The 20876-nt window shown below is 58.7% G+C and carries 17 protein-coding genes; 13 read left to right on the forward strand and 4 right to left on the reverse strand.

Features of this window, described 5'->3' with window-relative positions; all coding sequences use genetic code 11:
• Positions 1-8 precede the first annotated feature (8 nt).
• The 8 genes from QP982_RS01935 (at position 9) to ftsY (ending at position 10709) form a co-directional block, all read left to right on the forward strand.
• Positions 9-569, forward strand: coding sequence for a YceD family protein (locus QP982_RS01935; RefSeq protein WP_150960666.1), 561 nt, complete (start codon positions 9-11; stop codon positions 567-569).
• A gap of 42 nt (positions 570-611) precedes the next feature.
• Positions 612-1340 (forward strand): ribonuclease III, encoded by a 729-nt coding sequence (gene rnc, locus QP982_RS01940; RefSeq protein ID WP_038628630.1) that lies wholly within the window; start codon positions 612-614, stop codon positions 1338-1340.
• A complete protein-coding gene (gene mutM / locus QP982_RS01945; RefSeq protein WP_070858197.1) occupies positions 1340-2203 on the forward strand; it encodes a bifunctional DNA-formamidopyrimidine glycosylase/DNA-(apurinic or apyrimidinic site) lyase in 864 nt (287 codons plus the stop codon). Before rnc ends, mutM begins: the two co-directional genes overlap by 1 nt.
• Before the next feature lie 18 nt (positions 2204-2221).
• A complete protein-coding gene (locus QP982_RS01950) occupies positions 2222-3682 on the forward strand; it encodes an alanine/glycine:cation symporter family protein (RefSeq protein WP_070601596.1) in 1461 nt (486 codons plus the stop codon).
• Positions 3672-3953: an acylphosphatase gene (locus QP982_RS01955; protein ID WP_048735484.1), complete on the forward strand. Its 282-nt coding sequence runs from the start codon at positions 3672-3674 to the stop codon at positions 3951-3953. Before QP982_RS01950 ends, QP982_RS01955 begins: the two co-directional genes overlap by 11 nt.
• A gap of 261 nt (positions 3954-4214) precedes the next feature.
• Positions 4215-5531, forward strand: coding sequence for an ammonium transporter (locus QP982_RS01960; RefSeq protein ID WP_049171543.1), 1317 nt, complete (start codon positions 4215-4217; stop codon positions 5529-5531).
• Positions 5532-5619: 88 nt separating this feature from the next.
• Positions 5620-9114: a chromosome segregation protein SMC gene (smc, locus tag QP982_RS01965; RefSeq protein WP_284870134.1), complete on the forward strand. Its 3495-nt coding sequence runs from the start codon at positions 5620-5622 to the stop codon at positions 9112-9114.
• Positions 9115-9161: 47 nt separating this feature from the next.
• Positions 9162-10709, forward strand: a complete 1548-nt coding sequence (gene ftsY, locus QP982_RS01970; RefSeq protein WP_284870135.1) for a signal recognition particle-docking protein FtsY — start codon at positions 9162-9164, stop codon at positions 10707-10709.
• 167 nt (positions 10710-10876) lie between these two features.
• Here ftsY and QP982_RS01975 read toward each other — a convergent pair whose 3' ends face one another.
• A complete protein-coding gene (locus tag QP982_RS01975; protein ID WP_048735495.1) occupies positions 10877-11626 on the reverse strand; it encodes a hypothetical protein in 750 nt (249 codons plus the stop codon).
• Between the two features lie 478 nt (positions 11627-12104).
• The gene (locus QP982_RS01980) at positions 12105-13037 is read right to left on the reverse strand and encodes a hypothetical protein (protein ID WP_187400114.1); all 933 of its coding nucleotides are present in this window, start codon (positions 13035-13037) and stop codon (positions 12105-12107) included.
• Between the two features lie 605 nt (positions 13038-13642).
• Between QP982_RS01980 and ffh the strand changes: the two genes are divergently transcribed.
• A complete protein-coding gene (ffh, locus tag QP982_RS01985; RefSeq protein ID WP_049189530.1) occupies positions 13643-15256 on the forward strand; it encodes a signal recognition particle protein in 1614 nt (537 codons plus the stop codon).
• Positions 15257-15272: 16 nt separating this feature from the next.
• On the opposite strand, the gene QP982_RS01990 is transcribed toward ffh, so the two are convergent.
• Positions 15273-17423 carry an acyltransferase family protein gene (locus tag QP982_RS01990; protein ID WP_049189529.1) on the reverse strand — a complete coding sequence of 717 codons (2151 nt, stop codon included), beginning with the start codon at positions 17421-17423 and terminating at the stop codon, positions 15273-15275.
• 298 nt (positions 17424-17721) lie between these two features.
• Between QP982_RS01990 and rpsP the strand changes: the two genes are divergently transcribed.
• The 4 genes from rpsP (at position 17722) to QP982_RS02010 (ending at position 20374) form a co-directional block, all read left to right on the forward strand.
• A complete protein-coding gene (gene rpsP, locus QP982_RS01995; protein WP_284870136.1) occupies positions 17722-18204 on the forward strand; it encodes a 30S ribosomal protein S16 in 483 nt (160 codons plus the stop codon).
• A 144-nt stretch (positions 18205-18348) separates the two neighbouring features.
• Complete coding sequence (gene rimM, locus QP982_RS02000; protein ID WP_284870167.1) at positions 18349-18843, forward strand: ribosome maturation factor RimM; 495 nt, start codon at positions 18349-18351, stop codon at positions 18841-18843.
• Positions 18840-19727: a tRNA (guanosine(37)-N1)-methyltransferase TrmD gene (gene trmD / locus QP982_RS02005; protein ID WP_049189528.1), complete on the forward strand. Its 888-nt coding sequence runs from the start codon at positions 18840-18842 to the stop codon at positions 19725-19727. Before rimM ends, trmD begins: the two co-directional genes overlap by 4 nt.
• Entirely contained in the window at positions 19727-20374 is a 648-nt protein-coding gene (locus QP982_RS02010) for a phosphatase PAP2 family protein (RefSeq protein WP_284870138.1), read from the forward strand. The genes trmD and QP982_RS02010 overlap by 1 nt, the downstream gene beginning before the upstream one ends.
• Here the strand turns inward: QP982_RS02010 and QP982_RS02015 are convergent.
• Entirely contained in the window at positions 20334-20828 is a 495-nt protein-coding gene (locus QP982_RS02015; RefSeq protein WP_049171521.1) for a DUF1877 family protein, read from the reverse strand. The genes QP982_RS02010 and QP982_RS02015 overlap by 41 nt on opposite strands.
• Positions 20829-20876: the final 48 nt, after the last annotated feature.

The raw sequence follows: 20876 nt of genomic DNA on the forward strand, positions 1-20876 counted from the left end.
GGTCTATCATGACTGACTCATCCCCATTTGTTCTGGACGTTTCGACATGTCTGCAGGGTGGCATGCCCGAGCAGTTCCGCAAGGTAGGCGATAGCCCTGTCCGCGTTGGTGTCGAGATGATTGGCATCGCCGCTGGCGAGGAGGTTGTCGTTGACGGCATTGTCACGAACCTCGGCAGCGGTGTCATGGTTGACGCGACTGTGACTGCCAAGGCCACCGGCGAGTGTGTCCGCTGCCTAGCCCCGCTGAATCCGGAGCTCAGCTTGCACATTTCGGCTGTCTTTTCCAACAACGAGGACTTCATCACCGGCGACGATGCCGAGGAAGAAGACCTCGAGGACGAAGTTGGCCAGATCGTCGACAATACGGTGGATATCACTCAAGCCGTCATCGATGAGGCGGGCTTGAATCTGCCCTTCAATCCGACCTGTCTGGTTTTCGATTCCAGCTGTGCTGAATCGGATTCGGAAGTGCCGGAGCCAGACGGCATCTCGGGTGAAGAGGAACGTATTGATCCGCGTTGGGCTGGCCTGGCGGAAAAGTTTGGCTCGCTCGGCGACGAGAAGTAGTCGACGACGACTTAGACGAAGACTTTAAAGGAGATATAACGGATGAGCCGCAAGCGTCGGCTAACCGGTGAGGCGGCTAGAAAGGCGGCCTTCGAGGCCGTCGATCACGCCCCGCTGCTGGAAAAACTCGGTGTTGAGCTACCAGAGGAGTCCCTGAAGCTCGCTTTGACCCACCGCAGTTTCGCGAATGAAAATGGCATGCTTACCAATAACGAGCGGCTAGAGTTCCTGGGCGACGCCGTGCTGGGCATGTGCGTTGCTGAAGAACTCTACCGTCGCTTCCCGGACCGCGCTGAGCAGGATATTTCCAAGATGCGCGCAGGTGTCGTGAACATGTACGCGCTGGCTGACCTGGCCCGCAGTATCGGGCTGGGAGAGCACATTCTCCTCGGCCGCGGTGAGAAGGCCACCGGTGGCGCGGATAAGCACTCGATTCTCGCTGACACCACCGAGGCGCTGCTGGGTGCTATTTACCTGCAGCATGGCTTCGAGGTTGCCCGCGAGACCGTGCTTCGCCTGTTCAACCAGATGATTGACGATGCCCCGACTGAGTCCCGCGGCCGTGACTGGAAGACGCTGCTGCAGGAACGCCTGGCGGCCAAGCAACTACCGGCTGCCGAGTACACCGTGCGCACCACCGGCCCCGACCATGACCTAACTTTCTACGTCGACGTGCTGGTTGACGGCGTGGTTAAGGGCAGCGGTACCGGCGCCACGAAGAAGGAAGCCGAAATGCACGCCGCGCATCAGGCGCATACCGCACTGGCCTAATGCCCGAGCTTCCTGAAGTCGAGTCCGTACGCCGCGGTCTCGACACTTACGTGGTCGGTGGCCGCATCGACGATTCCTTCGTCTACAACGCTCGTGCCGTGCGGCGCCAACCCGGTGGCGCCGCGGAGTTTATCGGTCGTACGCGCGGGCGGACGGTTGTCGCTACGGATCGTCGTGGCAAGTTCATGTGGCTCACGCTTGACGACGACTCCGCAATCGCCATCCACCTGGGCATGAGCGGCCAATTGCGCGTGGAAGCTCCGTACACTCCCGATACGCTGCCTGGCCGTCACACCCGAGCCGCTTTCGACATCGCCCTGCCGGACGGCGCTCGGCACCTAATCAACTTCAACGATCAGCGCACCTTTGGTTGGGTCTGGGCCTGTGAAATGGTCGAATCCCATGGACGCGTGGTTCCGGAACCCGCAGCCAAGATCGCGCCCGATCTATTGGAGCCCACCGTCGATGTGGTTGCACTTGCACACCGCATGATGAAGTCGCGTTCACCGATCAAGGCCGTATTGCTCAACCAGAACATTGTGTCGGGTATCGGCAACATCTATGCCGACGAAATGCTTTGGGCGGCGAAGGTCGATGGTCGCGTGCCGGCGTGTGACCTTTCGGTCCGTCGTTTAGCGAAACTTTTGCGCGAGGGGCAATCGGTACTCGAACGGGCGCTAGCGGCCGGCGGCACGAGCTTCGATGCGTTATATGTGCATGTCAACGGCGAAAGCGGCTATTTTGAGCGGAGCTTGAACGCCTATGGACAAGCGGGGGAGCCGTGCCCGAGGTGTGGGCGCGAAATTGTCCGTCTGCCATTTGGGAATAGATCGAGTTATCTGTGTCCCACTTGTCAACGCTAGAATTTCCTTATGAGTTTCATGGAGCAAGCAACCGACTGGGTAAATGCTTGGAATGACAAGTACTGGCTGTTCATGATTGTTCTGCTAGTTGGTACAGGTTTGTACTTCTGTTGGCGGACCATCATGGTGCAGATCCGGTACATCCCGGAGATGTTCAGGGCCATCACTGAAAAGCCCTCTGATATCTCTGAAGGTGTCAAGGGCATCTCGGCCTTTAAGGCCTTCACAATTTCGGCGGCCTCACGCGTGGGTACCGGAAACGTCGCAGGTGTGGCGGTGGCGATCACCACCGGTGGCCCTGGCGCCGTGTTTTGGATGTGGCTGCTCGCCGCGATTGGTGGCGCAACCAGCTTCGTGGAGTCTACGCTGGCACAGCTGTACAAGGTGCGGGATAAGGACTCTTACCGAGGCGGCCCGGCCTACTACATCACCAAGGGGCTCGGGGAGAACTGGCGCTGGATGGCCTCGCTGTTCGTCATCGCTATCACGGTGACCTACGGTTTCGTGTTCAACGCGGTGCAGTCCAACTCGATTACGGCGGCTGTGGCGGAGTCGACCGGTCAAGACGCGCCGATCTTTAAGTTCGGTGTCGGCATTGTGCTGGCAATCTTGGCCGGCGTCATCATCTTCGGTGGTGTGCAGCGTATTTCGGCGGTGACGCAGATCGTCGTGCCGATTATGGCCGTCGCCTACATTATCCTCGGCCTGATTGTTTTGGCTCTCAACATCACCGAGGTGCCGAGCATGATCAAGCTGATTTTTGAGCACGCCTTCGGTATCCGCGAGATTGCCGGTGCCGCTGTCGGTACTGCCATGATGCAGGGTATTCGCCGCGGCCTGTTCTCCAACGAGGCTGGTATGGGTTCCACTCCGAATGCGGCGGCGACGGCGTCGGTGTCACACCCGGTCAAGCAGGGTCTCATCCAGACGATGGGTGTCTACTTCGACACCTGGGTCGTCTGTACCATCACCGCAGTGATCATCCTGCTGTCCGACCCTACTTTCGGCGGCGATGCAGAGGGCACCGCGCTGACTCAGGCCGCGCTGTCGGCGCAGGTGGGCACGTGGGCAATCCACGCGGTTACGGTCATCATCTTCTTCCTGGCGTTCTCCTCCCTGGTGGGTAACTACTACTACGCCGAAGCAAATATCCCATTCCTGTCTAAGAGCAAGGCTGTCCTGAATACCGTGCGCGTGCTGGTCATCCTGTGCGTTATTGGCGGAGCTGTCGGTTCCGTGCCGCTGGTCTGGTCGCTTGCGGACACCTTCTCCGCACTCATGGCCACCATCAATATCATCGCCATTCTGCCGCTGGGCGGCGTAGCTGTCGCCCTACTAAAGAATTACTCCGAGCAGAAGTCCAAGGGGCTTAATCCGGTATTCCACCGCGATGATCTGCCTAACGTCCGCGGCCACGACAAGATTGAGTGCTGGGACGGTTCCGACCCGATGACAGTGCGTGAGTCCGATGTCGCTTAACGACGTCCGCCTCACCGCGTGGGTACACGGTCGTGTTCAAGGTGTCGGTTTTCGCTGGTACACCCGCGCGACGGCTCTGGAGTTAGGCCTGGTTGGTTATGCCCAGAACTACCCGGATGGTCGGGTGTTAGTTGTTGCTGAAGGGCCACGGGCAGACTGTGAGAGTTTGCTCGCTTGGCTTGAGGGGCCGAATACTCCGGGCGATGTGACGGCAGTGGTGCCGTTATGGCAGGAACCGAAGGGTGCATTGAGCGCATTTGACCGTCGTTAAGCGGGTGCCAACTGCCTTCTCTCCCCCCCCCCCATGTCGGTGTAGGAATCCGAAAAATTCGAATACGTTCTATCCCTCGCTCTGCGTCGTTGTTTTTACGCAGTTGGCGGGGGATTTTTTCGTGTCTCCAGGTAGTCAATTGGGGCGCTGAAGAGGTCTTAGAGCGCTGAACAACTACGCAAGTGAGAAAAAGAATACGTAAATACGGAAGTCGGGTGGTTTAAGTTAATAACTACCTACTGACAGACAGGGGAGGCACATATGACGCCTGAAGAAGTAATTGCACAGTCGGGAAACTCAGCGTGGATGCTGATTTCGGCTTCGTTGGTTTTGCTGATGACACCGGCGCTCGCGCTGTTCTATGGCGGCATGTCGCGACAGAAGTCGGTGCTCAACATGATGATGATGAGTTTTGGTGCGGTCGGCGTTGTCGGTGCCATTTACGTGCTGTGGGGCTGGTCGATGTCCTACGGATCGCAGTCGATCGGTGGTGTTTTTGCCAACCCATTCGAGTTCTTCGGTCTGCGTAACTCGATTACGGATGGCGACGGCAACTACATCGCAGGTGCGAACGGGTACCCGAACATCATCGACATCGGGTTCCAGCTCACGTTCTGCTCTATCTCGGTGGCGCTGATTTCCGGTGCGCTGGCTGAACGTGTGAAGTTCTCCACCTGGTTGATCTTCGTCGGCTTCTGGACGACGCTGGTGTACTTCCCAATGGCCTTCATGGTCTGGGGCGGTGGCCTGCTGAGCCACTCGGCAGAGGGGCTGTCGGCAAAGCTGTTCGGTACCGCTGACGGTGAAGCATTGATCGCTCCAATTGACTTCGCTGGCGGTACGGTTGTGCACATTGCTGCTGGTACTGCCGCTTTGGTGCTGGCGATTATCGTCGGTAAGCGCAAGTCCATCGATGGCAGCCAGCATCGCCCGCACAATCTGCCACTCGTCATGCTGGGTGCTGCACTGCTGTGGTTCGGCTGGTTCGGCTTCAACGGCGGTTCGGCATTTGCGGCCGACGGTGTCGCTGGTCTGGCATGGCTGAATACGACGGTGGCAGCGTGCGTGGGTATGCTCGGCTGGATTTCACTCGAGCGTATTCGTGATGGACATCCCACCTCGCTGGGCGCCGCTTCGGGTGTCATCGCAGGGCTTGTGACTATTACTCCGGCCGCAGGAGATATGAACCCAGTGACCTCGATCATTCTGGGCTATATCGGCGGTGCGCTGGCTTGCTGGGGCGTTGGCTTAAAGTACAAGTTCAACTTCGATGACACCCTGGATGTGGTTGGTCTACATCTGGTTGCAGCTATGTGGGGAACGATTGGTGTTGGCCTGCTGGCCAACGATCGCGGATTGCTTACCGGCGGTGGCATCGACGGGCTGAAGTTGTTTGCCATCCAGATCATTATTGCTGTCATCGCAGCTGTGTTCTCGGGCGTGCTGACGTACATCATTGCCCGAGTCCTGAAGGCAACCGTCGGTTGGCGTATCCACGGCGAGCAGGAACATTCTGGTATCGACGTCGCTCAGCACGGTGAGTCGGCCTACACGTCGGCCAAGCAGGCAGTGGTGTAAACAACGCTGTGTAAACAATCTTGTGTAACAGGGTGCGTGCTTGGGGTAATTCAGCTCCAAACCGTAACTACGGGTAAGATATTGCCCCATGTATTTGAAATCGCTGACTCTGAAGGGCTTTAAATCCTTCGCTTCGGCGACGACGATGAAATTCGAGCCCGGCATCTGCGCAGTTGTCGGCCCGAATGGATCTGGTAAGTCGAATGTCGTCGATGCCCTCGCGTGGGTTATGGGTGAGCATTCCGCCAAGACCCTCCGTGGCGGCAAAATGGAAGATGTCATCTTCGCGGGAACCTCCGGGCGAAAGCCTTTGGGGCGCGCGGAGGTCACTCTTACCATCGACAATTCCGATGGGGCACTTCCCATTCAATATAAGGAAGTCTCTGTCACGCGTCGCATGTACCGCGACGGCGCAAGTGAGTACGAAATCAACGGTTCTCGCGTCCGCCTCATGGATGTCCAAGAGCTCCTCAGCGACACCGGTATTGGCCGCGAGATGCACATCATCGTCGGCCAGGGCCGGCTTTCGCAGATTCTGGAGTCGCGGCCAGAGGAGCGTCGTGCGTTTATCGAAGAAGCAGCGGGTGTGCTCAAGCACCGCCGCCGCAAGGAGAAAGCGCAGCGCAAACTCCAGTCGATGCAGGCTAACCTCGACCGTCTGCAGGATCTGACAGGTGAGCTTTCCCGTCAGCTCAAACCGCTGAAGCGTCAGGCTGAGGCCGCCTCTCGCGCCCAGACTGTGCAGGCGGACCTGCGCGACGCCAAGTTGCGCCTGGCCGCTGCGGATTTTGTGGATTTGCAGGACAGCCTCAATGACATTGCTGGTCAAGCCAAGCTCATTGAGGAAAAGGTGGAGGCCGCCACTGAGCGAGCCGAGATTGCCGCTGAGCGCACTGCAGAGCTTGAAGCGGAACTGGAAGACATCACTCCAGCAGCTGATGCTGCCCGAGATTTGTGGTTCCGTCTCTCCGCACTCGGTGAGCGTATTCAAGCGACGGCCCGCATCGCCGCCGATCGTGCGGCCGACCACTCCGTCGCGCCGTGGGTAGGCCCAGACCCGGACTTCCTGGAGCAGCGGGCCGACGACGCCGCGACCGAAGAAGCCACGCTTGCTGAGGCTGAGGCAGAGGCCCGCGAGAAACTGGAGGAAATTCGCGAAACGCTCTTCGACGCCGAGGAGACTTTCCGTGAAGCCGAAGCGGAGCACCTCGCGGCCGTTCGCGCAATCGCCGACCGTCGCGAAGGCGTGGTTCGTCTCATTTCCGCAGAAGAATCTCTGCGCACCCGCTTGGAAGCCGCCGAAGCCGAAGCTGCACGCCTTGCCGAGCAAACCAATGAGGCCGACGAACGCCGTGCCGATGCCACCGAAGCCGTGGAAAACGCCGCGCAGGAGCTAACCGAGGCAGAATTCGAAGGTCCCGAGCTGCAGAGTGCTTATGAACAGGCCAACCGAGAAGCAGAGCTGGCCTCTACACGGTTGAAAGAACTCCGCGCTGACGAGCGCGACCTTGAACGCAGCGTCTCAGGTCTGTCCGCCCGCATCGAAGCTCTGGAGACCGCCCGCACCGCCGCTGCCAACGACGGCACCGCGTGGCTACGTGAAAAACACGAACTCGGCGTTCTCTCTGAAGTCATCGATGTCGACGCTGGCTGGGAAAAAGCGCTCACTGCCGCCCTCGGCGCGGCCGCCGAAGCACTGGTCAGCGAGGGCAGTGGAGATTCGCTTATCGACGAGCTGGTGGCCACGGGCAAGGGCAGTGCCGTTGTTATCAATTCTGCGGATGCATCCGACTCCTGGCGCTTGGACATCACTCTGCCCGCACAGGCATCCTGGCTGCTCGATCATGTGACAGTGCCGGCGGAGCTTTCGGGTTCGTTGACCTCTCTGCTCGTTGATGTCGTGGCCTGCGACGACGAGCACGTTGCCCGTGAGTTAGTGTCGCAGGATACTCGACTGCGCGTTGTTGACCGCGATGGTGTGCTGCGTGGCTCTGGTTGGGTAGCTGGCGGTGCTGGTGGCACTGCATCAGGTGTGGAAATCGCCGCCGACATTGCTAAGACTCGCGAAGAACTAGCAGAAGCACAGGTGCGTTTGAGTGACCTCGGTGGTGTGCTCTCCGGTGCACAGGCCGAAGAAGAGGACCGCCGCACGGACGCGGCGGCCGCCCGTGCTGCGTTGCGTGAACATCAGAGTCGTATGAAGGTCCTCACGGATGCCCGAACTCGGGCCACAGCGCAGCTGTCCGGCGTGGTGCATGATGCCGAACGTGCTGAGCAGCGCGGAGCCGAAGCCGCGGACCGAGTAACGAAGCTCCAGAAGGAGTTGGCGGAGGTCGCAGACCGCTTGGCACGCGTTGACCGTGACCCCGAGGAGGGGGAACCGTCGACAAGCGAACGTGATCGGGCCTCGGAGGCGCTGACGGCTGTGCGCGCCATGGAAACAGAGGCGCGTCTGTCGCTGCGTACGGCAGAGGAGCGACTGTCGAGTGTACGAGGCAAGGCCGAGCGGCTCCGTCGCCAGGCTGCATCGGAGCGCGTAGCGAAGGCCCGCCATGAGCAGGCGCAGATGGCGAAGGTTGCCCAGCGCGAATTGGCAGAAGTTGTCGCGGAGCTGGCTGAGGATTTGCATGCGAAGGTCAACGTGTCGTTGGCGCGGGCAGAGGCCGATCGCGACGATGCCGAGGCGCAGAAGAAGACAGTGTCGCAGGCACTATCAGCGGCCCGGACGGAGGCAAATACGGCGCAACGTGAGCTGGCACAGCTAACGGATTCCGCGCACCAGGGCGACATCGCCCGTGCGCAGGCGCAGGTCCGCGTGACCGAGGCTGCAGAGCGCATCGTCGACCAGTTGGGGCTGTCTGTCGATGACCTGCTCGCGGACTTTGCTCCTGATGAGAACTTCGACCGCGCAGCCGTGACGAAGCAGCTCAAACAGGCGGAGAAGGATCTGCGTGTGCTCGGCCGCGTCAACCCGTTGGCGCTGGAGGAGTATAAGGCGATGGAGGAGCGCTACTCTTTCCTATCCACGCAGCTCGATGATGTCCTCAAGGCCCGCCAGGACCTCACCGATGTTGTCGAGGAAGTCGATGCCACGATCCTGCAGCTCTTCACAGACGCGTGGAACGATGTCGAGGCAGAATTCCCCGCGGTCTTTCAAACGCTTTTCCCGGGCGGCGACGGACGACTGGTTCTCACTGAGCCGGACAACCTTCTCACGACAGGTATCGAGGTTGAAGCCCGCCCGCCGGGCAAAAAGGTTAAGCGGCTGTCGTTGCTCTCCGGCGGCGAGAAGTCGCTGACGGCGCTGGCAATGCTCGTCGCTATTTTCCGCGCGCGCCCGAGTCCCTTTTACGTACTCGACGAGGTTGAAGCCGCGCTTGACGACGTTAACCTGCGTCGCCTTATTGCGCTGCTCGAGGAACTCCGCGCGACCAGTCAGCTGATTGTCATTACGCACCAGAAGCCAACAATGGACGTTGCGAATGTGCTCTACGGCGTGACCATGCGGGGCGATGGTGTGACTCGAGTAATCTCGCAGCGAATGTCACCGGCATCCGCAACTCCGTCGACAGGAGCGGAGTAAGCGCGGAGTAAGTGAGGAAGAGTCGTTGATACTGCATAATGAGAGTTATGACTCCAACTCAGTGGATACTCCTTGTCGTCGCGATTGTCGTTATTATCGCGCTGCTCTTTGTTGTGGGCTATGTCCGCAGGAAGAACCAGCGCATTTCCTTTGCGAAGGAAGATACTAAGGAACTCACCCAGCAGGAGAAGTCTGGAAATTACCAGGCCACTAGTGGTTTTAACTTCGCTCCGGCCGGTGGTGGGACTGATACCCGCGAGAAGCAGCCGGTTGAAAAACCGATGCCGAAACCGGCGGAAAAGCCGATTGAAAAGCAGGCCCCGGAGCCAGAGGAAAAGCAGGCTGATATACCTGCCGATCAGCCGGACGGTTCACTGCTGAAACCAGAAGGTCGACTGGTTATTCCGGATAACCCCACCGAAATGGAGGGGGATTATGACCGCGTAATGCGGGAAATCCCAATCGATTTGCCAACGGCCGGGGAAGAGGAATCAGAGCCCGAGCCGGAACCACAACCAGAGCCCGAAGCAGAGCCTGAGGTAGAGGTAGTTCCTGCTCCTGAACCGGAGCTGGAGCCGGAGCCGACTCCCGAACCAGAACCGACGCCAGAGCCGGAGCCGGAAGCTGCGCCGGAGCCAGAAGCAGAACAGCAGATTGACTCCATCGACCCGGCTGAGGGACGTCTGGGCCGCCTGCGCGGTCGTCTGTCACGGTCGCAGAATGCAATTGGCCAGTCTGTGCTCGGCATCTTGGGCGCGGGTGACCTTGATGAGGACGCGTGGGAAGAGGTTGAAGACATCCTGGTTATGGCTGACCTCGGTGCGGCTGCGACGCAGCGTGTCGTCGATAAGCTGCGCGAGCGTATTGCCAGCCAGAAGGTGAGCACGGAAGAGCAAGTGCGCGCCCTGCTGCGTGAGGTGTTGATTGAGGAGTGCAAGCCTGAGATGGACCGCTCCATCCGCGCACTTCCGCACGAGGGCAAGCCCGCAGTGATTCTGGTAGTCGGTGTCAACGGCACAGGTAAGACCACGACGACGGGCAAGCTGGCTCGTGTACTGGTCGCCGGTGGCCACCGTGTTGTTCTCGGCGCAGCGGATACCTTCCGTGCTGCTGCAGCCGACCAGCTGGAGACCTGGGGGCGACGCGTTGGCGCGGAGACCGTTCGCGGCGCTGAAGGCGCCGATCCTGCTTCTATTGCATTTGAGGCAGTTGCTCACGGTATCGAGTCCGGCGCTGATGTGGTGCTCATCGACACCGCCGGCCGCCTGCACACCAAGGTCGGTCTGATGGACCAACTGGACAAGATTAAGCGCGTGGTGGAGAAGAAGGCTCAGGTTGACGAAGTCATCCTGGTTTTGGACGCGACGGTTGGCCAAAATGGTCTACTGCAAGCTCGTACGTTCCGGGATGTAGTAGACATCACCGGCGTTGCCCTGACCAAGCTGGACGGTACCGCGAAGGGCGGCATTGTATTCCAGGTGCAAAACGAGCTCGGTGTGCCGGTGAAGTTGGTTGGCCTTGGTGAAGGTGCTGACCACCTGGCGCCGTTTGAGCCGGAGAGCTTCGTAGACGCACTGCTCGGCGGCCGCAAATAGTAACTAACATCGATGAGTGATTTTTCCATCGATTGGTGAGTACAGCGTCGCCCGTTGCCCCCGGCAAAAATAAAGGCCTCGGAGCCACCGCGTAGATTTCTGTAGAGGATACGCGGGGCTCCGGGGCCTTTAATGTTGAGGTGCTAGGAATCTAGCGGAGAGTTGTGCTAGGAATCCTTAGAATTCTTGCGTGCGAGGCGGGTAGCTGCCACGCCACCGACCAAGAGTGCAAGAGCGGCACCGCCGAGGGCAGTCGCCTGAACACCAGTGACTGCTAGCCCAGTGTTCTTGGTCCCGGTTTGCTTACCGTCATTCTTAGGGGTGTCGGGCTTGTCGCCTGGATTTTCCTCCCCAGGATTCTCGTCCTCCCCGGGCTGTTCGTCACCTGGGTTTTCATCGTCGCCCGGAGCGTCATCGCCTGGGTTCTCATCGTCGCCCGGAGTTTCGTCATCGGAGGTCGGACAGTAGCCGTAGACTCCGGTTGCCGGGTCGATCTTGCTCATATCACGCGGGGAACCGTCGGGGCACGTTGCGGTGTCATCAACTCCCGGCGGAATTCCGTCATTTTCTGGGGCATCTTCATCAGGCTCCGGAGTTGGGCCGGAATCATCTGAAGTGCCACAAGCACCGTAAGCCCCGGTTGCCGGGTCAATCTTACTCATGTCACGCGGGGAACCGTCGGGACAGGTCTGGGTGTCCTCAACGCCCGGTGGAATGCCATCGTTCGATGAACCTCCTGGATCCGGATTTGCAGCGTCATCTACACACTGGAAAGTACCGCCAACATTTTCAAAATGTTGACCGGCGGGGCATTCCGACGGGGCGGGGTCAGGAATCTGTGCGGTGGCGGCGCCAACGCCGATGAGCATGCCGGCTGAAGCGGCAGCGGCCACCATGGTCGAAGAGAGCTTCTTCATTTGGAAACCTCACAATGTCTATAGGAAAGCCCTGCAATCAAAGGACTTAAGGGGGAACACTGTTCACACTTTTGATTCTAATAACTAATTACAGTCTTTGGTGGTATGGGTTTGGGAAGGGGGGGGTAAAGAGAAATTGTTGACTTGTCCAAACCCCAGTAAGGGGAAGTGGGAACTTATATTTACAACGCTGAGTGTGTACACCCGTTGTGGGTAGGGCGTTTATAGAACCAGTCACTGTCGACTCGGTAGGGGGCTTTTCTGTCTTCGCTAGCGAAGCGTGGTACCTGATTGTGTCGGGTGGTGAAAGGTGGATGGGGCGTAGAGGTTCGGTAAAAAATCGGTGCCTGTGAGGTTTTATGCTTCGGGCTATAGGAGCTATGACTTTTCGGAGGTATGGCGCACAAAAATGCTCCCGATGCTAAATAGGCATCAGGAGCATTTTATGTTTCGTTACCGGGGTAGAACCCCAAGCTTCTTAGCGGTTCTTGCGGGCGATGCGGGTAGCGGCGACACCGCCGACAAGGAGAACCAGAGCGGCTCCGCCCAGGGTGGTGGCGTCAACGCCGGTGGCTGCCAGGCCAGTGCTCTGAGTCGAAGAAGCCTTCTTGGACTCCGAGGTATTCTGCTCAGACTTCTTGGAGTCCGAAACCTTCTTTACATTCTCGGAAGAGGTCGTCTTCTTGGACTCGGAAGCCTTCTTCTCGGCCTTTTCCTTGGCCTTCTTCTCTTCCTTCGTGCACTTGTTTTCGTTCTTGCACTCAGCAGAGATCTTGATGTCAACGTTTACCTTGACATCCTTGCCGTCCTTGCCCGGCTTACCGTCCTTGCCTGGCTTACCGTCCTTGCTATCCTTGCCCGGCTTACCGTCCTTACCGTCCTTGCCGTCCTTGCCCGGCTTACCGTCCTTGCCGTCCTTGCCTGGCTTCTCGGTGTCCGGCTTGTCCGTGCCTGGCTTGTCAGTGTCCGGCTTCGCCTCGTCCTTGACGCAGACACCGAAGACATTCGGGTTGCCTGGAACTGGCTTGCTCATGTCGAAGTGCTCGCCCTCCGGGCACTGCTTATCAGAAATGCCTGGGTTTCCGGGGTCGCCCGGCTGGGACTCATTGTCGCCCGGTGTTTCGGGCTTAGGAGCTTCCTGGTCCGCGACGCACTGGAAGGTTCCGCCGACGTTCTCAAAGTGCTGGCCGTCTGGGCACTTGTCCGGCATTGGGGCCGGAATTCCGTCAGTGGAATCCTGCTCAGGCTGGTCTGCGACGCACTGGAAAGTGCCTCCGACGTTCTCAAAGTGCTGGCCGGCGGGGCACTCGGTCGGCATTGAGTCCGGAATCTGTGCAGTAGCGGTGCCTGCGCTTGCAATCATGCTGGCGGAGAAGGCAGCGGCGGCGATAGCCGTGGTGAACTTCTTCATGAAAACCTCTCAAGGAGTCAAACGGTCAGAGACCAATGAATATGATTTCGCCGTTCATCCCTCATCGTGCACGGCGGAAAATAAAACCAGGCCAACTGCGGTTAACTAGGTTCATGATTAACCATAAACTGGTTGATATATGAACGGTATTGGAGGTAGTTATAGGAATAACATCAGGTGCGCAGTGGCGTGCTTTGACCTGCTGCAATGCCGCCGGTTTGCTATTTGGCTTACACCATTCCGGGGGAGGTTCTTACTAAGGGTGGCCTTAGTAAAAGCTAGCCACTGGCGTTATCTTTCTGTTACCTAGCTGGTGGTAACTGGGTTGGATAAACGTTCTTTATGCAGTAGGGCATTCATATCTGGAGGCTCGTTTAATTGTCACGTTAAAATAACGAACAGTAATCTAACGTCCTTGAGTACAAAAGAGCTTCATCCTATTGCTATTTCTTACTTCCTATTGGTTACACCCGAATCGGGGCATTTAGGGTGGGTGGGCTGCAATCGTTGTCGATAGGCGAAGCTGTAGATATGTGCCAAATGGAGTATCCAGCGGGTACGGTAGAACAGTTAAGAAAAAACAAGGCAAAAGGGGAGCTGGAAACTTGTTTGAGTCTCTTTCCGATCGTTTGACGGGTGCCCTGCGGGGGCTGGGCGGGAAGGGCCGCCTGACTGAGGCGGATATTAACGCCACCGCCCGCGAGATTCGGCTGGCTCTTCTGGAAGCCGATGTCTCCCTCGAGGTTGTCCGTACCTTCATCAAGCGCATCAAGGAACGCGCTAACGAAATTATTGGCAGCCAGACTGTCAACCCGGCAAACCAGATTATTGAGGTCGTCAATGAGGAACTGATTAACATCCTCGGTGGCGAGACTCGACGGCTGAATATGTCGAAGCAGCCACCAACGGTTATCATGCTGGCCGGTCTGCAGGGCGCTGGTAAGACCACCTTGGCCGGTAAATTGGCCAGGTACCTCACGGATCAGGGGCACACCCCGGTCCTCGTCGCCTGTGACCTGCAGCGTCCGGGCGCGGTGCAGCAGCTGGAAATTGTCGCTGAGCGTGCAGGCGTGCCGTGCTTCGCACCGTTCCCGGGCACCAGCCTCGATTCCACCCATGAAATGGGCACCAGCGAGGACAATCCAGTTGACGCCGCGTTCCGTGGCCTCGCTTATGCTCGCCAGCATCGCCACGATGTGGTGATTATCGATACCGCAGGTCGCCTGGGTATCGATGAGGTTCTGATGAAGCAGGCCCGCGACATTCGCGATGCCATCAACCCGCATGAAGTTCTGTTTGTCATCGACTCCATGATTGGTCAGGACGCGGTAGAGACCGCCAAGGCCTTCCGAGACGGCGTTGACTTCACCGGCGTTGTACTGACCAAGCTCGATGGCGACGCGCGCGGTGGCGCTGCACTGTCTATCCGTGAGGTCACCGGTAAGCCGATTCTGTTCGCCTCCACGGGCGAGAAGTTGGAGGACTTTGACGTCTTCCACCCAGACCGTATGGCCAGCCGCATCCTGGGGATGGGTGACCTAAAGACGTTGGTTGAGGTCGCTTCCAAGGAAATCGATCATGAGCAGGCTGCCAAGTCCGCCCAGAAGATTGGTTCCGGCGAACTGACTCTTGAGGACTTCCTCGAGCAGATGATGATGGTCCGCAAGATGGGCCCAATCGGCAACATCCTCAAGATGCTCCCCGGCGGCGCGGAAATGTCCAAGGCCGCCGAGATGGTCGACGAAAAGCAGCTTGACCGCATCGAGGCGATTATCCGCGGTATGACTCCGGAAGAGCGCGAGAATCCGAAGATTCTGAATGCTTCACGACGTCGTCGTATCGCCAACGGTTCCGGTGTGTCCGTTTCAGAGGTTAACCAGCTCATCGAGCGTTTCAATGAGGCGCGGAAGATGATGGCGCAGATGGCCGGCCGATTTGGTATGGGCGGTGGTCGCCCATCGAACCGCAAGGCCAAGCGTGGTCGAAAGGGCAAGGGCAAGAATAAGCGCAAGGGCGCTAACCGTGGTCCAACGCCGCCGAAGGCAATGCGCGGTGGCGGAATGCCCGGTATGCCTGGAATGCCAGGTATGCAGGGCATACCGGGTATGCCTAGCATGGCTGAACTGCAGAAGCTGCAGAAGCAGATGGGTAATCAGCTGCCAGAAGGTATGGAGGACTTTGACCTCAACAATCTCGACTTCGGACAGGGCAAGAAGTAGCGGGGACTAGAAGTAGCTAGTCCCGCAGAGCCTTCTGAATCTGGCGGTCCATTTCAGGACTGAAAGTGGCCGCTAGTTCATCGGTGATGTGATTGCTGTCGCGGTAGACGTAGATATTGCCAATAACTTTACGGCAGGTGGTCGGACCGCAGAAGATGTCGGAGAAATCTAGACTGTGCCCGTTGGGGAAGTTCGCAAGAATCTCCTCAGCGGGATTTTCTGCATTTAGGGCAGTTTTGCGGTGGATAGTGCAGTCTTCTTCCGCTTCTTCGCATACGCTGGGGGAGAATTGGTCCAAGTCCTCCCGTAGCGCCCATGGGTTATCGCGGATGGCGAAGAAATCAATTCCGCGTTCTTGTAGAGCAGCGAAAAACGAAACGTAACCATCCGGTGTGTAGTCGCCGGGCTGCGGTGGGTCCGCCTGGAACAGGGGTCTGGTTGAAGTGGTGAAAACCATCTCTGGCTGAATCTCGTCAATTTTCTGCAGAGCCTCGAAAGTCCAGGCCACGCAGATATCGCCGACTCCGTGGATCGGTTCTAAGGTCGCTGGACAGCCTTGTCGGAGAAGAACCACCACTCGGTACCCGTTGTTTTTGCCGTAGGCATCAATCGGGGCAAACCAATGTTCCATGTGCGAGCCGCCGACGATGACAATCGAGTCACTAGCATCTGGATCACCGTAGACACACGGCTGGGTCTCATCGCGCCAACGGCGATTCGGCGGGAAGTATCCGACGTCCTCACCGCCTGTCGCAAGGCAGCCATCGAGGGCAGGTTCCGGCCAAAGGTCCGTGATGAAATCGGTATTCGGCTTTGTGGCTGCCTTGGGGACCTCGTACCCGTCGGTAAGCGCGAGTGCACCTGGATAGACCTCTGGATCTAGGCTGGTGGCGGAGGCGCGATCGACGCGCACCTGTTGCACGTTGACAAGGCTGGACATGCCGACCAACGCAATGACGACAACAGTGCCGACTGCCGCTAGACGACGAGCCGGGCGACGATGCTTCATTGCGTGGATTGCATCGCCGACGACGGGCTGAGTCCGGGTCGGTCGGCGAGTCGATTGAGCCAGCGGCAGCTCGACATACTTGTTGGTGAGTTTGGCCAAAATAAAGGAAACGACGATCACTGCGGTGCCAAGCTTCAGCCCCGGAGTATCGCGGTTGAGGTAGTTTATGGCCAGGATGAGAAGAGGCCAGTGCCACAGGTAGAGCGCGTAGGCGCTCTGGCCTACTTCGCGCATTGGGCGGCTGGCCAGGAACTTGGAGATCCAGCCCGCCTCAGGGCCGGCGATAATAATCAGCGCAGCACCACCGAGGGGCCATAGGGTCCAAGGGCCTGGGAACTGTGCGGCGCCGTCGAAGATGAAACCGGTGGAGACTACCAGTGCGAGGCCGATGCTGGCTAACAGCACTCGAAGTGGCTTGGGCATGGGGATGGATCCCCGGACAAGAATCAGTCCGAGTAGTGCGCCGAGGCAGAGTTCCCAGAGGCGGCTGACAGTGGAGTAGTAGTTCCACCCCTGGTTCTCGGAGTGCATATAGAAGGCATAGGCAATCGAGCCGAGAGTGATAACTGCCAGCAACGGAGTGAGGATTCGGCGGAGTTTACCGCCGGTAGCGTCGGTGCGCTTCGCCTCCACCGGTGAGGTAACCGCGCCGACAATCTGGGGTGAGCGCGTCATCCAGGCGAGTAGGGAGATGAGCAAAATGGAGCCGAGATAAAACTGGCCCTGTACCGACATTGACCACAGGTGCTGCAGTGGGGAGGTTTCGCTCTCTGCGGCTGCGTAGTCCGAGCCCTGGAGTGCCAGTTCATAATTTTGGTAGTAGAGCAGGCTGGCGCGGAGTTGCTGGGCAATGTCGATCGTGCGAAGCGATGGAATGAAGTAAATGACAAACAGGGTTGTCGCAAAGAGGACCAGCACTAGTGTCGGGATTAGGCGACGCAGCGTGCGCCAGATGCTCCACCATGGATTGATGGACTGCCGGGGATTGATGGCATTGCGGTACTGCGCGCCGAAGAAGAAAAACCCGGAGAGCAAGAGGAATACGTCCACACCACCGGAAACGCGGCCGACGTAAACATGGAAAAGGACTACGAGGGCAATCGAAATGCCCCGTAGTCCGTCCAAGTCATACCTATATTGGGTGCCGGTGGTTTTCATAGAATGTTACGTTACCGCACTGTCAACGACGTTCAGCTTTAGTGGGTATGCAGCGTTTCGAGTGCGCAGTTTTGTTAATTTCCAAAAACTGCTGGTAACATACCTCGAGTTGTCTCAATGAGAATCCTCAACTGAGGCACGACTGCGAATTCATCGGATCCGGCCACGGCCGCCCGGTGGTCACGCGCAGTGTAAATATCCCAAGGGCAAAACCGGTCCGAGGTACTTCGTTAGTAATTACTCGTGAGCTCGGATGCATAAGTATTGTCCAGTGACATAGAAGAAAGAGGAACTCCTCATGGCAGTCAAGATTAAGCTGCAGCGCCTGGGTAAGATTCGTACTGCTCAGTACCGCGTCGTCGTTGCTGATGCTCGTACCCGTCGCAACGGTGCGGTCATTGAGAACCTGGGCATCTACCAGCCGAAGGAAGAGCCGTCGATCATCAAGATTGACTCCGAGCGCGTTCAGTACTGGCTGGGCGTCGGTGCACAGCCGACCGAGCCGGTTCTGGCTCTGCTGAAGGTCACCGGCGACTGGCAGAAGTTCAAGGGTCTCGAGGGTGCAGAGGGCACTCTGAAGGTTGCTGAGCCGAAGCCGACCAAGCTCGAGCTGTTCAACAAGGCTCTGGAAGAGGCCAACAATGGCCCGTCCGCTGAGGCCATCACCGCTAAGCGCCGCGAGGCCAAGGAAGCAGCTAAGGTTGCTAAGGAAGCTGAGGAGGCCGCAAAGGCTGCCGAGGCTGAGGCTGCTGAGTCCGAGGCTTCCGAGGACGCCGAGTAATAAGGACGCTGAGTACGCCGCTTAGCTAATCCGGGCGCTACCTTATACTTCAAGACGAAGTGTTGGGTGGCGCCTTTTTGCTTTACGCGGGGTGTTTTACAGAGCCTTTATAAGAGAGGGAGTGTGCGCGTGTCGGTAGCTGACATGGTGCTTATTGGCCGAGTGATCAAGCCCCACGGTGTGCGCGGGGAAGTCGTCGTCGATGCGACAACGGATGACCCGGAAGGGCGTTTCGCAGTCGGGGCCACGCTGTTGGGTGTACAGGCCGGCCGTGAGGAACAGCTGACTGTGAAAACGGCACGCCCGCACCAGGGGCGTTTGCTGATTCGCTTCGAGGAGATTCCGGGCCGCAATGAGGCCGAGCGTCATCGGGGTATGAAGTTTTATGCCGAGCCCGTCTTCGAAGACGAGGACTTTTATGACTTTGAACTTGAAGGCCTGCGCGTAGTCCATAACGGCACGGATATAGGCGAGGTCACTTCTATCGTCCGCGCGCCCGCTCATCGTCTCCTTGAAGTCACGCTTGACGACGGGGCCCGGGAGGTACTTATCCCTCTGGTAGAGGACATCGTTCCGGGAGTTGACCTTGAGAATACTACCGTCACCATCACGCCGCCGGAAGGACTGTTGGAGCTGTGAGCTTACGTCTCGATGTAGTCACAATCTTCCCGGAGTACCTCGAGCCACTGCGTCATGCGCTGCTGGGCAAGGCAATTGAGCAGGGCATTTTGAGTGTCGGCGTACACAACCTGCGCGACTGGGCGCCAGGTGTACATCAAGCCGTGGATGACTCGCCCTACGGCGGTGGCCCCGGCATGGTTATGAAGCCGGATGTCTGGGGCCCCGCCCTCGACGAGGTAGCGACGCTGAAAGCGGAGCAGTCGCTCACGTCCGCGGTGCCACATTTGGACAATGTCCGCCATGATCAGAAACTGGGTTTGGCCGAGGAATCTTCCTATGCTGCAGCGGAAGTGCCGTCGTTAAGCGAAGAAGATTCAGCGAAGCCCCTGCTGATCGTCCCGACCCCGGCGGGCGAGCCGTTTACGCAGCAGATGGCGCAGGAGTTCTCACACGAGGAGCACATTGTGTTCGCGTGCGGGCGCTACGAGGGCATTGACCAGCGCGTTATTGATGACGCTGCTAATCGTTACCGCGTGCGTGAGGTCTCTATTGGGGACTATGTGCTGATCGGCGGGGAAGTGGCGGTGCTCGTGATTGCGGAGTCCGTCGTGCGGTTGATTCCGGGTGTGTTGGGCAATCGCAAGAGCCACGAGGAGGACTCGTTCTCTGACGGTCTGCTCGAAGGGCCGTCCTACACCAAGCCGCGCGAGTGGCGTGGACTGGCAGTGCCGGACGTTCTCCTCAGCGGCAATCACGCGCTGGTGGACAGTTGGCGGCGCGATCAGTCACTCATTCGCACGGCCGAACGTCGTCCGGATTTGCTTGCCGACGTCGACCTCAGCGCCCGTGACCGGGAAATAATCCAAGGAGTCATTGGGGAAGTAACCGAGGAGAACTGCTAGTGGCACGTGTTCGAATTGCGCGACCTCGGCACGTCATTGGTTGGTTAGCTGTCCTAGGGGCACTGGCGTGGTTCACTCAGACGCAGCTGGCGGGGAGCATGGATCAGTCGTTTGCGGGCTGGGTCAGTGACCTGCATGGGGCGCGGGATGGCCGCGTCGATAGTGTGATGCTGGCTTTGAGCGAGATTATCCGGCCGATTTACATCGCGCCGGTCACGCTTGTTGCTGCGGCACTCCTGTGGTTCCGCTTCCGTGCGTGGGCGTTGCTACTGCCGGCGTCATTCGGTTCGTCGATTGCGGTGACTTATGCCATGAAGTGGTTTTTGGGCCGCGACCGACCGGGTGAGGAGTTCTCACTGGTCAACCTGCACGATGCGGCGTTTCCTTCTGCACATGTGGCAGCGGTTACTTCCAGCGGTATGGCCGCGATGCAGCTTGCCATCCCCGTATTGCGCCGTACAGCCCGCAAGTTGCTCGACTTGGCCATCATCGCGCTTATCGGCGCTGTGGCACTGTCGCGCGTGTGGGTCGGGGCACACTGGCTCACCGATGTTATCGGCGGCCTCATCGCCGGAGTTATCGGCTTAGCAGTTGCGCTGCTAGTTCTTAGGAGATGGCCACGAGCACGGCGCTACGCGCTGCCTTAGTCTCCTCGTAGAAGGCCACGAGTTCGCGGTACCGCTGTGTCGCAGTGGCTTCGTCGATAAGCGAACCATTGTCCGTGATGCGGGCGGCAAGATCGATGCTTGCCAGCGTCTGGTGCACGTCGCCGACGCGATCGGCGCGGATGACTGCAGACAGCGGCTTGCGGCAGACGCGGTCGGCGCCGAGGATGGCCTCCGCCAGCGGGTCGCCGAGTGCCTGGCCGTCGATGGGATTGCCGGTCAACGTGCGCAGCAGGGACTCCCAGTCCGTGTCGATGTCCAGGGCATCTTCGTCCGGAACGTCGACGAAGTGCTGCAGGATAATCTTCTCCGCGCCGTCGGTAACAAGCCCCGCCGTGCCGCCGTCGCTGGTCGCCGCAGGTGCTGCGACCTCAACTAACCGCGCTGCCTCCTCATCGGAAATGCGCAGGTATTCGGCACAGAGTTTCTGCTTCATGGGGCTCCTTTTCCGGTGTTTACTGCGAGCCTTCTGTGGGGCGTTCGC

It is taken from the genome of Corynebacterium sp. MSK019 (assembly GCF_030232425.1).
Classification (GTDB): Bacteria; Actinomycetota; Actinomycetes; order Mycobacteriales; family Mycobacteriaceae; genus Corynebacterium; species Corynebacterium jeikeium_D.